The sequence below is a fragment of the Pseudomonas sp. S2_B07 genome (assembly GCF_054668435.1).
The window spans coordinates 1,856,618-1,871,271 of sequence record NZ_CP162769.1; the positions used below are offsets into that span (position 1 = coordinate 1,856,618).

Here is a 14,654-nt window from a genome sequence, read left to right on the forward strand (position 1 = left end):
ACCTCAGCCGTTGGGCCCTACTGTCGCAACGATGGTCACTTGCTTGTTGTCAGGGATTTCCTGATAAGCCAACACATGCAAACCCGGGACTGCCAGTCGGCCAAATCGCGACAACATGGCGCGAACCGGGCCGGCCACCAGCAGAATCACCGGCTGACCTTGCATTTCCTGACGCTGCGCCGCATCGATCAACGAGCGCTGCAGCTTCTCTGCCATGCTTGGCTCCAGCAGAACGCCCTCTTCCGAGCCTTGTCCTGCCTTCTGAAGACTATTGAGCAATATCTGTTCCAACCTTGGCTCCAGGGTGATCACTGGTAGCTCGGAGTCAGTACCTACAATGCTTTGGACGATTGCGCGGGATACACCGACCCGCACAGCGGCCACCAAAGCGGCAGTATCTTGACTCTTGGCGGCGTTGTTGGCGATCGCCTCGGCGATGCTGCGAATGTCGCGCACAGGCACCTGTTCGGCCAGCAGCGCTTGCAACACCTTGAGCAGCTGCGACAGCGAAACCACGCCCGGCACCAGCTCTTCAGCCAGTTTAGGCGAGCTTTTGGCCAGCAATTGCATGAGTTGCTGGACTTCTTCGTGACCGATCAGTTCGCTGGAGTGCTTGTACAGGATCTGGTTCAAGTGCGTGGCAACCACGGTACTGGCATCGACCACCGTGTAACCGAGCGATTGCGCCTGGGCGCGCTGGCTGATTTCGATCCAGACCGCCTCCAGGCCAAAAGCCGGATCTTTGGCGGTTATGCCATTAAGCGTGCCGTAGACCTGCCCCGGGTTGATCGCCAGTTCGCGATCCGGGTAAATCTCGGCTTCTGCCAGGATCACGCCCATGAGCGTGAGGCGGTAGGCACTCGGCGCCAGGTCGAGGTTGTCACGGATATGCACCGTCGGCATCAGGAAGCCCAGGTCCTGGGACAGCTTCTTGCGCACGCCCTTGATCCGCGCCAGCAGTTGCCCCCCCTGATTGCGGTCTACCAGCGGAATCAGGCGATAGCCGACTTCCAGGCCAATCATGTCGATAGGCGTGACGTCATCCCAGCCCAGCTCTTTGGTCTCCATGGCGCGGGCCGGCGATGGCAGCAGTTCCTGCTGACGCTTGACCTCTTGCAGCGCCTGGACCTTGACCACGTTCTGCTTCTTCCAGAACAGGTACGCACCACCGGCAGCGAGAGCAGCCATGCTCAGGAAGGAAAAGTGCGGCATGCCGGGCACCAGGCCCATCACTGCCATCAGTCCCGCCGCGACAGCCAACGCTTTCGGCGAGGCGAACATCTGGCGATTGATTTGCTTGCCCATGTCTTCCGAACCGGAAGCACGGGTCACCATGATCGCGGCGGCCGTGGACAACAGCAGTGATGGCAATTGCGCCACCAAACCGTCACCGATGGTCAACAGCGCGTACACCCGACCGGCATCGCCAAAGGTCATGCCGTGCTGGAAGATACCGACCGCCATGCCGCCGATCAGGTTGATGAACAGAATCAACAGGCCGGCAATGGCGTCACCGCGCACGAATTTGCTGGCACCGTCCATGGAACCGTAGAACTCAGCCTCCTGGGCGACTTCCATCCGGCGCAGTTTGGCCTGGTTCTGATCAATCAGGCCGGCGTTCAAATCGGCGTCGATTGCCATTTGTTTGCCGGGCATCGCATCGAGGGTGAAGCGCGCGCTCACCTCGGAAATCCGCCCGGCACCCTTGGTCACCACGACGAAGTTGATGATCATTAAAATCGCGAAGACCACGATACCGACCACGTAGTTACCGCCGATCACCACCTCACCGAAGGCCTGGATCACCTTACCGGCGGCGGCGTGGCCGTCCTGACCGTGGAGCATCACCACCCGCGTGGAGGCCACGTTCAGCGCCAGTCGCAGCAACGTCGCGACCAGCAGAATGGTCGGGAACACCGCGAAGTCCAGCGGCCGCAAGGCGTAGACGCAGACCAGCAAAACGACGATCGACAGTGCGATGTTGAACGTGAAGAACACGTCCAGCAGGAACGGCGGCACCGGCAGCATCATCATGGCCAGCATGACCAGCAGCAACAACGGCACGCCCAGATTGCCCCGACTTAAGTCGGCAACGTTTGTGCGAGCACTGTTGAATAACTGAGAGCGATCCACGGTTTTCCCCGTTCCTTTAAAGCAAACTTTTGACGCCTGAAGCTGGCGCAAAGCGGCTATTGCAAGAAGCCTTCCAACTTTTGCAGAGGAGGTAAATAGAGGGATTGATTGGAGTTTTTTTGTAGCAGCTGTCGAGCCTGCGAGGCTCGACAGCTGCTACAGGGGTGGGTCAGGAATCGCGGCGCAGATCCGGTGGAATCGGCAGGTCATCCTTGAGCGGCTCAGGCGGCTTGCCTTTGCCGGCGCGGTGCTGGCGGATCTGGTAGACGTAAGCCAATACCTGGGCGACCGCCAGGTACAGGCCACCGGGTATTTCCTGCTCCAGCTCGGTGGAGTAATAGATCGAACGCGCCAGGGCGGGCGATTCGAGCAGCAAGACATTGTTGGCCACGGCGATTTCGCGGATTTTCAAGGCCAGGAAGTCACTGCCCTTGGCCAGCAGCACCGGCGCGCTGCCTTTGTCCGGGTCGTACTTGAGCGCCACGGCGTAGTGGGTCGGGTTGGTGATGACCACATCGGCCTCGGGAATGGCCGCCATCATCCGCCGTTGCGACATCTCGCGCTGCAACTGGCGGATGCGCTGTTTGACCTCCGGCCGCCCTTCCTGATCCTTGTGCTCGTCGCGCACTTCCTGCTTGGTCATCAGCAGTTTCTTGTGGCTTTCCCACAACTGCACCGGCACGTCGACGGCGGCGATGATGATCAGCCCGCAGGCCATCCACAAGGTGCTCCAGCCCACCACTTGCAGGCTGTGAATGACCGCCATCTCCAACGGCTCGTGCGCGATGCGCATCAGGTCGTCGATGTCGGAAGACAACACCGCCAGTGCCACGAACAGCACGATCAGAAACTTCGCCAACGCCTTGAGCAGCTCGACGATGGCCTTGGCCGAGAACATCCGCTTGAGCCCCGCGCCAGGATTCATGCGACTGAACTTCGGTGCCATGGAACCCGCTGCGAACAACCAGCCACCCAGGGAAATCGGACCGATCAACGCGGCCAGCAGCAAGGTGATCATCAACGGCTGAATCGCCACCAGCGCAATCTGCCCCGAATGCAGGAGGAAGGTGCCCATGTTGCGTTGATCCAGAATCACTTCCCGCGAGAGCGTGAAGTTCATCCGCATCAGCTCCATCATTTCCTGCGCGAGGGCGCCGCCGAAAACCAGCAGGCCGCCGGCGCCGGCGAGCATGATCGCCAGGGTGTTGAGCTCCTTGGAACGCGCAATCTCACCCTTGTCCCGTGAGTCTTTTTTGCGCTTCTCCGTGGGGTCTTCTGTTTTGTCCTGACCGCTTTCGCTCTCAGCCATGACTCAGCGCGCCCGTGCGAGTTCGCGTAAAAACTGCAAGGCCTCGGTGGCCAGCGGTTGATACTGATTGATGATGTCCGCCAGCCCGACCCAGACGATGAACAGCCCGAGCACCAGGGTCAGCGGAAAACCGATAGAGAAGATATTCAGCTGCGGCGCGGCCCGGGTCATCACGCCGAACGCGATGTTGACTACCAGCAGCGCCGTGATCGCTGGCAACACCAACAACAACGCCGCACCGAGGACCCAGCCGAGCTTGCCGGCCAGTTCCCAGAAATGATTGACCAACAATCCGCTGCCAACCGGCAGGGTGGTGAAGCTTTCAGTCAGGACTTCGAACACCACCAGATGCCCGTTCATAGACAGGAACAGCAGTGTCACCAGCATGGTGAAGAACTGCCCGATCACCGCCACCGAAACGCCGTTGGTGGGGTCGACCATCGACGCGAAGCCCATGCCCATCTGAATGGAAACGATCTGCCCGGCGACCACGAAGGCCTGAAAGAACAGCTGTAAGGAAAAACCCAGAATCGCGCCAATCAGGATCTGCTCGGCGATCAGCAGCAGCCCACTCAAGTCCAGCGCATTGACCGGCGGCATCGGCGGCAGCCCCGGAGCGATCACCACGGTGATCGCCAACGCAAAGTACAAACGCACACGTTTGGGCACCAGCGTTGTACCGAACACCGGCATGACCATCAGCAGGGCGCCGATGCGAAACAGCGGCAACATGAACGTCGCCACCCAGGTACTGATCTGGGTGTCGGTCAGTTGCAACAGCGACGGCATGGTTTAGCCAATGACCTGAGGAATGCTGCCGTACAACTGCAGGATGTATTCCATGAACGTCTGCACCAGCCATGGGCCGGCAACGATCAGCGTGACCAGCATGACCAGCAAGCGCGGGAGGAAGCTCAGGGTCTGTTCGTTGATCTGCGTGGCGGCCTGGAACATCGCCACCAACAGGCCGACCAGCAGGCTCGGGATCACCAGCACGGCAACCATCATCGTGGTCAGCCACAGCGCTTCGCGAAAGATGTCTACCGCGACTTCCGGCGTCATGGCGAGACACCGCCGAAGCTGCTCGCCAACGTACCGATGATCAACGCCCAGCCATCCACCAGCACGAACAACATGATCTTGAACGGCAGGGAAATGATCAGTGGCGAGAGCATCATCATGCCCATCGCCATCAGCACACTGGCCACCACCAGGTCGATGATCAGGAACGGAATGAAAATCATGAAGCCGATCTGGAACGCGGTTTTCAGCTCAGACGTGACAAACGCCGGCACCAGAATGGTCAGCGGCGCCTGATCGGGCGACGCGATGTCGGTGCGCTTGGACAGGCGCATGAACAATTCAAGATCGCTGCTGCGCGTCTGCGCCAGCATGAAGTCCTTGATCGGCACCTGAGCCTTGGCGACGGCATCCTGGGCGGTCAGTTTTTCCGCCAGATACGGCTGCAAGGCGTCCTGATTCACCCGGTCAAACACCGGCGCCATAATGAACAGCGTCAGAAACAGCGCCATGCCCGTGAGGATCTGGTTCGACGGTGTCTGTTGCAGGCCCAGGGCCTGGCGCAGGATCGAGAAGACAATGATGATCCGCGTGAAGCTGGTCATCAGCATGACGAACGCCGGGATGAAACTCAGCGCGGTCATGATCAGCAGGATTTGCAGGCTGACCGAGTATTCCTGAGCACCATTGGCGTTGGTGCCCAAGGTGATCGCAGGGATCGACAACGGATCGGCGGCGAACGCCAGCGGCGCAGCCAACATCAGGGCCAGCGTCAAGACGATGCGTAACGCACCCATTACTTCTTATCCTTTTGATCCTTGCCGAGCATCTCCAATAGACGCTGGGCAAACTCCGGGGTCGCTTTTTCAGTCACGCCCGGCACTTGCACCGGCTCTTTGAGCACATGCAACGCGGTGATGGTGCCAGGACTGAGGCCAAGCAGAATCTGTTCGTTGCCGACCTGCACCAGCATCAGACGATCACGGGGACCGAGTGCGCGGGAACCGATCAACTCGATCACCTGCCCTTTGCCGGCCGGCCCGGCCTGCTGGACCCGGCGCAACAGCCAGGCGAGGAAGAAGATCAACCCCAGCACCAGCAGCAAGCCGAAGACCAACTGCGTCAATTGCCCGGCCACGCCACTGCTGACCGCCGGCGCGGCCGCCGTCGTAGCGGTCGCAACCGTCTCGGCGGCCAGCGCACTGAAGGGCATCGCCAGTACACACCCCAGAACCTTTTTCACTTAGCGCAGCTTCTTGATGCGTTCGCTTGGGCTGATCACGTCCGTCAGGCGAATGCCGAACTTCTCGTTGACCACGACCACTTCGCCGTGAGCGATCAGCGTGCCGTTGACCAGTACGTCCAGCGGCTCACCGGCCAGACGATCGAGCTCGATCACCGAACCCTGGTTGAGTTGCAGCAGGTTACGGATGTTGATGTCGGTGCTGCCCACTTCCATGGAAATCGACACCGGGATATCAAGGATCACGTCCAGGTTCGGACCTTCCAGGCTCACCGGGTCGTTGTTCTTCGCCACGCTGCCGAACTCTTCCATCGGCAGACGGTTGGACGACGAGCCAGCGGTATCGGCAGCCAGCAAGGCGTCGATATCGTCCTGACCGGCGTCACCGGTTTCTTCCAGGGCCGCAGCCCATTCATCAGCCAGCGCCTGGTCGTCCTGCGCGTTCATATCGTCGTTCATCATTTGTCCTCGGCGGGCAAAAATTCGGTTAGTAGCAGTCTGTTAAAACAAGGAGGTTTGAGCGCCGGTCAGCGGCGCTCGATCGGCTCGATCACCTGCAACGCAAGGTTGCCTTTGTGCGAGCCCATCTTGACCTTGAACGCAGGCACGCCATTGGCGCGCATGATCATTTCTTCCGGCATCTCGACCGGGATAATGTCCCCCGGCTGCATGTGCAGGATGTCGCGCAAGCGCAACTGGCGACGGGCAACCGTAGCGCCGATCGGCACGTCGACATCCAGCACGTCCTGACGCAGGGCGTTGACCCAGCGCTCGTCCTGATCGTCGAGGTCCGACTGGAAACCGGCGTCGAGCATTTCGCGCACCGGCTCGATCATCGAGTACGGCATGGTCACGTGCAGGTCACCGCCACCGCCATCGAGTTCGATGTGGAAGGTCGACACCACCACCGCTTCGCTGGGGCCGACGATGTTGGCCATGGCCGGGTTCACTTCCGAGTTGATGTACTCGAAGTTCACTTCCATGATCGCCTGCCAGGCTTCCTTCAAATCGACGAAGGCCTGCTCCAGCACCATGCGCACCACGCGCAGTTCGGTCGGGGTGAATTCACGCCCCTCGATCTTGGCGTGACGGCCATCGCCGCCGAAGAAGTTGTCCACCAGCTTGAACACCAGCTTGGCGTCGAGGATGAACAGCGCAGTGCCGCGCAACGGCTTGATCTTGACCAGGTTGAGGCTGGTCGGCACGTACAGCGAGTGCACGTATTCGCCGAACTTCATCACCTGCACACCACCGACGGCAACGTCCGCCGAGCGGCGCAGCATGTTGAACATGCTGATGCGGGTGTAGCGGGCGAAACGCTCGTTGATCATTTCCAGAGTCGGCATGCGTCCGCGGACGATGCGATCCTGGCTGGTCAGGTCGTAGCTTTTGACGCTGCCGGGTTCAGCAACGTTATCGGTCTGTACCAGACCATCGTCGACGCCATGCAACAGCGCATCGATCTCATCCTGGGACAGCAGGTCCTGCACGGCCATGTCGTGTTCCTACTGCAGTACGAAATTAGTGAAAAGCAACTGTTCGATAACCACTTTGCCGAGTTCTTTCTGCGCCACTTCCTGCACGCTGGCCGTGGCCTTCTGACGCAACATTTCCTGGCCAACCGGCGTGGCCAGGGTGTTGAAATCCTGACCGGAGAACAGCATGACCAGGTTGTTGCGGATCACCGGCATGTGCACCTTGAGCGCGTCCAGATCGGCCTGGTTGCGGCCCTGCATGGTGATGCTCACCTGCATGTAGCGCTGACGGCCATTCTGGTTGTAGTTAGCCACGAAGGCCGGCGCCATGGGCTCGAAAATCGCGGGCTGCTTGCCGACCACGGCGGTTTCCGCCGCAACCGGTTTGCTCTGGGCGCTGTGCATGAAGAACCAGGTCGCCCCCACGGACATGCCGATCGCCAGCAGCAAGGCCACCACGATCAAAACAATCAGCTTGATCTTGCCTTTGGTTGCGGGGTCTTTTACTACTGCTTCGCTCTTCGCCATGCCAATAATCCGTCACTATTCGGGTTTTCACAGTCGCACGGCAAGGCAAGAGCAAGTGTTATGCCAGAAGTGTCGGGAGGGCGCTGGGCGGGGATTTCAGGGACACCACAAAAAATGTAGGAGCGAGCCTGAACGCGATAAGGCAGTAACATTCAACCGCTTCGTTGACTGTTACACCGCTATCGCGAGCAGGCTCACTCCTACAAGGGTTTTGCGTTTTTATCAGGCGTAGTAGTCGACGGCGCTGGAGCCAATCACGCTGGTAGCAGCTTGCGCCACTTCAGCCACCGTCGGCGCGAGTTCTTCATCCATTGAGTCGAGGCGACCACCACTGGCATGGGTGCGACCACCCTGCCCCTGTTGCGCCTGTTCCTGGCCCTGTCCCTGCCAGCCACGGGACTGGTCGGACACGTTGACGTCGACCTGCCCCATGCCCTGCTGGGTGAACATGTCACGCAGGCGATGCATCTGGCTGTCCAGCGCTTCACGAACGCTTGGATGGGCACTCATGAAGGTGACCTGAGTCTGTTGATCCGGGACCATGTTCACCCGAATGTCCAAGCGCCCCAGTTCGGCCGGTTGTAACTGAATGTCGGCCGCCTTGAGATTGGCGCTGGAGAGGTACATGACCCGATTGACCACTTCTTCGGTCCAGCCACTCTGGTGCATGGCGATCGGCTGATTCACCGGCAAGGCGTTGGCTGTTTTCGGCGTGGCCGCCTGAGTCAATGCCGCCAGACGGTTGGCGAAGTCATCGACACGGGTGTCGCTGCTGGCGGATTTCAGGTCTTTCAGGCCGTCATCGATCAGACCGCTGAACGCCTTCTCGCCGCCCTGGCTGGTACTGTCCTTGTCGGCTTGCACGTCGAGCATGTTCGCCATGCCGGCGGCAAAATTCTGCGCCGAGGTCAGTTCGCCGTCAGCCTGGGCCTGGGCCGGCGACGCTTTGGGCTGGGACTGGCTGGACGCGGAAACGTGACCACTCTGCTCCATGGCCAGGCGCACTGCCGGCAGGGCATCGAGCGGATCGGCTTCAGGATCGAAATCACTGTCGGCGGTTGCAGCGACGGGCGCAGGAGCCGTTTGCGCAGGGGCGGCAGCCGTGGTCGCCGCAACGGGTGATGCCACTGCCGGTTGTGCGGTAACGGCCACCGGCGCAGCGGGCTCGACGGGTGCCGCGATCACCGGCTGCACGACTGCCATCAAGGCTGGATCAAGGGACGGATCGAGGCTTGGGTCGGCTGGCGCGGTGTCGGCCACCGGCGTCTCGGAGGTATCCGGTGCGACATCATCGGCAACCGCATCCTCGGCCGGCGCCGGTTTTTCGGCGGGCAAGGAATTGCCGCTATCGGCAACCGCAGGTTCCGGGGCGGCAGCCTTGTCACTGCTGCCGTCTGTTTTTGCAGTGCCTTGCGGCGCATTGTCCGTCGCTGGCTTGGCCGGTTTATCAGCGGCCGCGACAGGCTTGTCTTGAGCCTGATTGGCGTAGACCTCAGCAAAGCTGGACGCCTTGTCCCCTGGCTCGGCAGCCACCGCCGGGGTATTGGCGGACGCGGCAAGCGTCTTGGCCGCTGTGCTGGCCTGAAGAAGTGAATTAGGGGTAACGGGCATAAACGGTCTCCGCTGCACTGGGATCGTAGGTACAGTGAGCGAGATGTCTGCAAGGGTCGAGCCAGGTTTAACCATCCGGCGCTAAAAGCGCCGGGTGGTCAGGTTACTCGGAGAGAGAACGCTGTTTTTCTGCCTCGTAAAGCGGTCGGACGATGGCGAATTCGCCGTCGATTTCCCCCACCAGCTTTTCAATGCCCGCGAGGCTCTTTTGGTTGGCGCGCTGCTCCAGCTCATGACACAGCTCAGCCAGGCGAGTGGCGCCCATGTTGCTGCTGCTGCCTTTGAAGCTGTGGGCAGCATCCCTGAGTTGCATGGCATCGGCATAATTCTGCAGAAGCTTCAAACGCTCTTCGGAGTCGCGAATGAACGTATCCAGTAGCTCCGGATACTCATCCTCCATCACTTCCTGCAACGCGCTCAGCACGTTTGGGTCCAGATGTGTGTCAGCCACTTGCTCACTCCTTGATCAAGAATGGGTGAATTATGCCAGAGCCTCCCAGGAAAACTCCACGCGTGCGCAACGACCCTCGTCAGACCAACTGGCGTTACGGCCCAACTGGCGGACAAGACTGACACCACGTCCCGACAAACGGACGCCATCCAGGGGGCGTTCCAGCACACGCGCCACGTCAAATCCCTTGCCGCTGTCTTCAACCCGAACGACCAGGCAACCGCCCTTGCCTTCTGGCGTCACCTGCAAATGCACCCGCACAAAACCGTCCTGCAATCCCTCCAACCGCTCATTGCGTAGCTGGTAATAGCGTGCAAAACCCGACGCATCGCGCTTGAGGCTTGAGTCCAGCCCCAGCACGCCGTGCTCCAGCGCATTGGAGTACAGCTCGGCGAGCACACTGTAGAGCGCGCCGCTTTGAGCCCGCAACCCGTGGACCTCAAGCAGTAACTGCAAAAGGTACGGCAGCGGATTAAAGCGTTTGAGGGTCTCGGCGCGAAACTCGAAATTCACCGACCAGTCCAGTGGACAGGACTGGCCACTGTCGGAGTACACCAGCGCCGGCGGCGTCAGTTGCGTCGCCTCCAGCAGGCTGACCTCGACCATGCTCACATCATCCCGGGCCTCACCGCCAAAATTGCGCAGCGCCTGCTTGATTTCCCCAAACAATGCGTCAGGTTGACGATTGGCTGCAAACACCTGCTGCAACCGGTCCACACCAAACAACTGCTCATTGCCATCGCACGTATCGATGACCCCGTCGGACAACAGGAACACTCGGTCCCCGACAGCCATCGGGAACACTTCGGTGCGGTCATTGAACGTTTGCGGGCTCAGCACGCCCAGTGGCAAGTGACGGGCCGTCAGCGGCTTGCGTTCACCCGTGGCGATGGAATGCAGATACCCATCCGGCATTCCGCCATTCCAGACCTCCACCGAGCGTCGCTGAAAGCTCAGGCACAGCAAGGTTGCGCAGCAGAACATGTCCACCGGCAAGATGCGTTTGAGCTTGGCGTTCATCTCGCGCAGGGTTTCGGACAGGCCGTAACCCTTGGCGGTCATGCCATAGAAGACTTCGGCCAGGGGCATGGCGCCCACGGCCGCGGGTAAACCATGGCCGGTGAAATCCCCCAGCAGCACGTGCATGTCGCCCGCCGGGGTAAAGGCAGCCAGCAGCAGATCACCGTTGAACAGCGCATAAGGCGATTGCAGGTAGCGGATATTCGGTGCATTCAGGCAGCCGGAATGCGCGACCTTGTCGAAAACCGCCTTGGCCACCCGCTGCTCATTGAGCAAATAGTCATGATGCCTGCCGATCAGGTCGCGCTGCTGCAACACCGTGGCCTGCAAGCGACGCAAGCGATCCATCGCCTTGATCTTGGCGGCGAGGATCACTGGGTTATAAGGCTTTGCCAGAAAGTCGTCGCCGCCAGCCTCCAGGCATCGGGCCAGGGCTTCGCTTTCGGTGAGCGAGGTCAGGAAGATGATCGGCACCAGGGTTTCCCCGGCGAGCAGCTTGATTTGCCGTGCCGCCTCGAAACCGTCCATCACCGGCATCATCGCGTCCATCAACACCAGGTGCGGTTGCTGCTGACGAAACGTTTCGACCGCCTCGGCACCATTGGCGGCCGTCAGCACGTTATGGCCCTGGCGGCGGACAATGCTCGACAGCAGCATGCGATCGGCCGCGCTGTCTTCGGCGATGAGGATCGTCAGGGGTTCGAGCGACTGCATGGCAGTCAAGTGACGTTGAACAGCTTGTCGAAATTGGAGATGGCGAGGATCTTTCTCACGTCCGAATTGCTGTTGACCACGCGAATGTCGGAGTTGTCACCCCCGGCGTGATCCCGCAACAGTAGCAACATGCCCAGCGCGGAGCTGTCGAGGTAGGTCGCTTCTTTTAAGTCAACCACGACCGAATTCGGCATTTTTCCGCCATTGTGACGCTCGTACGACTCACGAAATTCCTGGTGCTTGGCGAAATCGAATCGCCCCTTGATCGAAATCGTGAGCTTTTTCCCATCCTGGGAGACTTCTGCATTGACTGACATTTAACGGCTTCCCTGTCATTGGCTAACGTGCTGTACAAGGTTTAGCACTTGGTTGGAAGGGGAGCAAGATTGATAGTTTGCAGTGTCTTCGAGTACGCCTTCGCGGGCAAGCCTCGCTCGCACAGGATTCGTGTCGTGCAAAGCAAATACGATCAACACAAGACCTGTGGGAGCGTGGCTTGCCCGAGAAGAACGATGACACGGAACCACTGATTCAATACGGATCCTGTCTGGGCAAGCGCTGCGACAACTCATCGAGCAATTTCTGCTCACGCTTGTCTTCCAGCTGCCGTGCCTCGTCCATGTAGCGCTGTACAAGTTTTCGCAGGCCTTCGACACGGGCAAACGCCTGCTGCCAGGTATCGCGCGCCTTGTTCAGGTTGTTTTGGTGCCAGTTCAGGCTCTGCCGCTGCTGATCGATGGCCGTACCGAGTTGCGCCAGGAAGCCCTGATACCCCAGCAACCACTGGCCGGAAACGCCACTGCTGCCGCGCACGATCCATTGTTCCTGGTATTCGAGGCGGAAGGCTTCAAGGTCGGCGAGCTTGCTTTCCGCCACTCGCACCTGACCCTGAAAATGCCCGAGGCGCATGACTGCGGCTTTCTCGGCCTTTTCGGCCATGTCCACCACGGGCGCCAGGCGCGCGGCTCGGCTCAGTGCCATGGCCGGTTAGCCGCCCGCGGCAGGAGCGAAGATGGACGCGAGATGGTTGACGCTGGCGCCCATGCCGATGTTGTCGTTCAAACCCTGACGCAGGTAAGTGACCATGGCTGGCTGGAGGGAGATCGCGGTGTCGGTTTCACGATCACCGCCCGGCACGTACGCGCCGACGCTGATCAAATCGCGACTCTGCTGATAGCGTGACCAGTACTGCTTGAACATCTGCGCGCGAGCCATGTGTTCCGGACTGACCACCGACGGCATGACCCGGCTGATGGACGCTTCGATGTCGATGGCCGGGTAGTGACCTTCTTCGGCCAGACGCCGGGACAACACAATGTGGCCGTCGAGCACGCCTCGCGCAGCATCGGCAATCGGGTCCTGCTGGTCATCACCTTCGGACAACACGGTGTAGAACGCCGTGATCGAACCACCGCCCTTCTCGGCGTTACCGGCGCGCTCCACCAGTCTGGGCAACTTGGCGAACACCGACGGCGGGTAGCCCTTGGTGGCGGGCGGTTCGCCGATGGCCAGCGCGATTTCCCGCTGGGCCTGGGCGAAACGGGTCAGGGAATCCATGAGCAACAGGACGTTCTTGCCCTTGTCGCGAAAATATTCGGCGATACGCGTGCAGTACATCGCCGCGCGCAGACGCATCAGCGGCGCATCGTCCGCCGGCGACGCCACGACCACGGAACGCTTGAGCCCTTCTTCACCGAGAATGTGCTCGATGAATTCTTTAACTTCTCGACCCCGCTCACCGATCAGCCCGACGACGATAATGTCGGCTTCGGTGAAGCGCGTCATCATGCCCAGCAACACCGATTTACCGACACCGGTACCGGCGAACAGCCCGAGCCGCTGACCGCGACCGACCGTCAACAACCCGTTGATCGTACGAATGCCGACATCCAGCGGTTCGCTGATCGGTTCGCGCTTGAGCGGGTTGATGGTGGGGCCGTCCATCGGCACCCAGTCTTCGGCTTTCATCCCGCCCTTGCCGTCCAGCGCACGACCGGCGCCATCAAGCACCCGACCGAGCATGCTCATGCCCATTGGCAAACGACCGGTATCGGCCAGCGGGACCACACGGGCACCGGGCGCAATACCCGCGACGCTGCCGACGGGCATCAGGAAGACTTTGCTGCCGGAGAAGCCCATCACTTCGGCTTCGACTTGCACCGGGTGGTAGCTGTCGTCGTTGATGACCATGCAGCGACTGCCCATGGCGGCGCGCAAGCCTTCGGCTTCGAGGGTCAGGCCGACCATGCGCAGCAAGCGGCCTTCAAGGATCGGCGCGCCAGCCAGTTCAGTGGCCTCGGCGTAACCGCCCAGGCGTTTGGCGAAGCTGGTGCGGTCAAGGCGCATCAGGGACGTCCAGTTCCGCGTCGACCGGCGCGACAGCAGGCTTTTCATCGACCGGCAGTTCCAGATGCAGATCCGGCGCAGACGGATGCAACGCCTGATCGTGCAACTGATCGAACAGTTTGGCCATGACCTGGGCGACGCGGGTTTCGACGGTGGCGTCGATACGGCTGTGTTCGGTTTCAACCCGGCAACCGCCAGGTAACAGCGACTCGTCTTCGACGATGCGCCAGGTTTCTTCGTGGCGCTCGCGCAGGGCTTTGACTTGTTCGAAGTCCTGCGGATTGATGTACAGGCGCACATTGCCCACGCCCAACGGCAGCAGCTTGAGCGCTTCACGCATGACGTGTTCGATCTGTGTCGAGTCGATGGCCAGTTCGCGCTGAATCACTTGTTTGGTGATGTGCTGCACGAGGTCGACCAGGGACTTCTCAATGAAGGTGTCCTGCTCGGCGATAGGCTCGAACAGGTTGACCATCAGCTGCTCAAGACCGGCAATCTTCGGCGCCAACGCTGCTTCGGCTTCCTGACGAACCTTGAGCGTGGTGCTGTGGAATCCTTCTTTCTCGCCCACCGCGAAGCCTTCGTTGTAGGCTTCCTGGCGAATCGCTTCGAGTTCTTCGAGGGTCAGTGGCTGGACTTCGTCCAGCGGCACTTCTTCCATCTCCGGCGGCTCGGGCTCAGGTTCTGGCTCGGGTTCCGGGACGAAAGGGTCGAAACTGGGCAGCGCCCAGACGTCGAAACCGGCAACGTGCTTGCCGCGAATCAGGTCGGTCTGGGACTCATCATGTTTGGACGACATAGTGA

The 14,654-nt window shown here is 60.4% G+C and carries 16 protein-coding genes; all 16 read right to left on the minus strand.

Annotation, left to right across the window (positions count from 1 at the left end; genetic code table 11):
• Window positions 1-3: 3 nt before the first annotated feature.
• Window positions 4-2,133: a flagellar biosynthesis protein FlhA gene (gene flhA, locus AB4N43_RS08650; RefSeq protein WP_027922369.1), complete on the minus strand. Its 2,130-nt coding sequence runs from the start codon at window positions 2,131-2,133 to the stop codon at window positions 4-6.
• A gap of 169 nt (window positions 2,134-2,302) precedes the next feature.
• Entirely contained in the window at window positions 2,303-3,442 is a 1,140-nt protein-coding gene (gene flhB / locus AB4N43_RS08655) for a flagellar biosynthesis protein FlhB (RefSeq protein WP_059181377.1), read from the minus strand.
• 3 nt (window positions 3,443-3,445) lie between these two features.
• Window positions 3,446-4,231 carry a flagellar biosynthetic protein FliR gene (fliR, locus tag AB4N43_RS08660; RefSeq protein WP_027922367.1) on the minus strand — a complete coding sequence of 262 codons (786 nt, stop codon included), beginning with the start codon at window positions 4,229-4,231 and terminating at the stop codon, window positions 3,446-3,448.
• Window positions 4,232-4,234: 3 nt separating this feature from the next.
• Window positions 4,235-4,504, minus strand: coding sequence for a flagellar biosynthesis protein FliQ (fliQ, locus tag AB4N43_RS08665; RefSeq protein WP_007948918.1), 270 nt, complete (start codon window positions 4,502-4,504; stop codon window positions 4,235-4,237).
• A complete protein-coding gene (gene fliP, locus AB4N43_RS08670) occupies window positions 4,501-5,259 on the minus strand; it encodes a flagellar type III secretion system pore protein FliP (protein WP_027922366.1) in 759 nt (252 codons plus the stop codon). Before fliP ends, fliQ begins: the two co-directional genes overlap by 4 nt.
• The gene (fliO, locus tag AB4N43_RS08675) at window positions 5,259-5,705 is read right to left on the minus strand and encodes a flagellar biosynthetic protein FliO (protein ID WP_059181378.1); all 447 of its coding nucleotides are present in this window, start codon (window positions 5,703-5,705) and stop codon (window positions 5,259-5,261) included. The genes fliP and fliO overlap by 1 nt, the downstream gene beginning before the upstream one ends.
• Window positions 5,706-6,164, minus strand: a complete 459-nt coding sequence (gene fliN, locus AB4N43_RS08680; RefSeq protein WP_027922364.1) for a flagellar motor switch protein FliN — start codon at window positions 6,162-6,164, stop codon at window positions 5,706-5,708.
• 68 nt (window positions 6,165-6,232) lie between these two features.
• Window positions 6,233-7,201, minus strand: a complete 969-nt coding sequence (gene fliM / locus AB4N43_RS08685; protein WP_027922363.1) for a flagellar motor switch protein FliM — start codon at window positions 7,199-7,201, stop codon at window positions 6,233-6,235.
• Between the two features lie 9 nt (window positions 7,202-7,210).
• Entirely contained in the window at window positions 7,211-7,708 is a 498-nt protein-coding gene (fliL, locus tag AB4N43_RS08690; protein ID WP_027922362.1) for a flagellar basal body-associated protein FliL, read from the minus strand.
• Window positions 7,709-7,930: 222 nt separating this feature from the next.
• Entirely contained in the window at window positions 7,931-9,319 is a 1,389-nt protein-coding gene (locus tag AB4N43_RS08695) for a flagellar hook-length control protein FliK (RefSeq protein ID WP_059181379.1), read from the minus strand.
• Window positions 9,320-9,422: 103 nt separating this feature from the next.
• Complete coding sequence (locus tag AB4N43_RS08700) at window positions 9,423-9,770, minus strand: Hpt domain-containing protein (protein WP_027922360.1); 348 nt, start codon at window positions 9,768-9,770, stop codon at window positions 9,423-9,425.
• A 30-nt stretch (window positions 9,771-9,800) separates the two neighbouring features.
• Window positions 9,801-11,504, minus strand: a complete 1,704-nt coding sequence (locus AB4N43_RS08705) for an ATP-binding SpoIIE family protein phosphatase (RefSeq protein ID WP_027922359.1) — start codon at window positions 11,502-11,504, stop codon at window positions 9,801-9,803.
• Window positions 11,505-11,509: 5 nt separating this feature from the next.
• A complete protein-coding gene (locus AB4N43_RS08710; protein WP_027922358.1) occupies window positions 11,510-11,821 on the minus strand; it encodes an STAS domain-containing protein in 312 nt (103 codons plus the stop codon).
• Between the two features lie 214 nt (window positions 11,822-12,035).
• Window positions 12,036-12,485, minus strand: a complete 450-nt coding sequence (fliJ, locus tag AB4N43_RS08715; protein WP_027922357.1) for a flagellar export protein FliJ — start codon at window positions 12,483-12,485, stop codon at window positions 12,036-12,038.
• A 6-nt stretch (window positions 12,486-12,491) separates the two neighbouring features.
• On the minus strand, window positions 12,492-13,850 hold the full coding sequence (fliI, locus tag AB4N43_RS08720) for a flagellar protein export ATPase FliI (RefSeq protein WP_027922356.1): 1,359 nt from the start codon (window positions 13,848-13,850) through the stop codon (window positions 12,492-12,494).
• Window positions 13,840-14,649, minus strand: coding sequence for a flagellar assembly protein FliH (fliH, locus tag AB4N43_RS08725; protein ID WP_027922355.1), 810 nt, complete (start codon window positions 14,647-14,649; stop codon window positions 13,840-13,842). The genes fliI and fliH overlap by 11 nt, the downstream gene beginning before the upstream one ends.
• Window positions 14,650-14,654: the final 5 nt, after the last annotated feature.

Excerpts from the sequence above, each read along its gene's own strand:
- flhB (WP_059181377.1), bottom strand. The coding sequence starts at position 3,442 with ATGGCTGAGAGCGAAAGCGGTCAGGACAAAACAGAAGACCCCACGGAG.
- fliR (WP_027922367.1), bottom strand. The coding sequence starts at position 4,231 with ATGCCGTCGCTGTTGCAACTGACCGACACCCAGATCAGTACCTGGGTG.
- fliQ (WP_007948918.1), bottom strand. The coding sequence starts at position 4,504 with ATGACGCCGGAAGTCGCGGTAGACATCTTTCGCGAAGCGCTGTGGCTG.
- fliP (WP_027922366.1), bottom strand. The coding sequence starts at position 5,259 with ATGGGTGCGTTACGCATCGTCTTGACGCTGGCCCTGATGTTGGCTGCG.
- fliN (WP_027922364.1), bottom strand. The coding sequence starts at position 6,164 with ATGAACGACGATATGAACGCGCAGGACGACCAGGCGCTGGCTGATGAA.
- fliM (WP_027922363.1), bottom strand. The coding sequence starts at position 7,201 with ATGGCCGTGCAGGACCTGCTGTCCCAGGATGAGATCGATGCGCTGTTG.
- fliL (WP_027922362.1), bottom strand. The coding sequence starts at position 7,708 with ATGGCGAAGAGCGAAGCAGTAGTAAAAGACCCCGCAACCAAAGGCAAG.
- AB4N43_RS08695 (WP_059181379.1), bottom strand. The coding sequence starts at position 9,319 with ATGCCCGTTACCCCTAATTCACTTCTTCAGGCCAGCACAGCGGCCAAG.
- AB4N43_RS08705 (WP_027922359.1), bottom strand. The coding sequence starts at position 11,504 with ATGCAGTCGCTCGAACCCCTGACGATCCTCATCGCCGAAGACAGCGCG.
- AB4N43_RS08710 (WP_027922358.1), bottom strand. The coding sequence starts at position 11,821 with ATGTCAGTCAATGCAGAAGTCTCCCAGGATGGGAAAAAGCTCACGATT.
- fliJ (WP_027922357.1), bottom strand. The coding sequence starts at position 12,485 with ATGGCACTGAGCCGAGCCGCGCGCCTGGCGCCCGTGGTGGACATGGCC.
- fliI (WP_027922356.1), bottom strand. The coding sequence starts at position 13,850 with ATGCGCCTTGACCGCACCAGCTTCGCCAAACGCCTGGGCGGTTACGCC.
- fliH (WP_027922355.1), bottom strand. The coding sequence starts at position 14,649 with ATGTCGTCCAAACATGATGAGTCCCAGACCGACCTGATTCGCGGCAAG.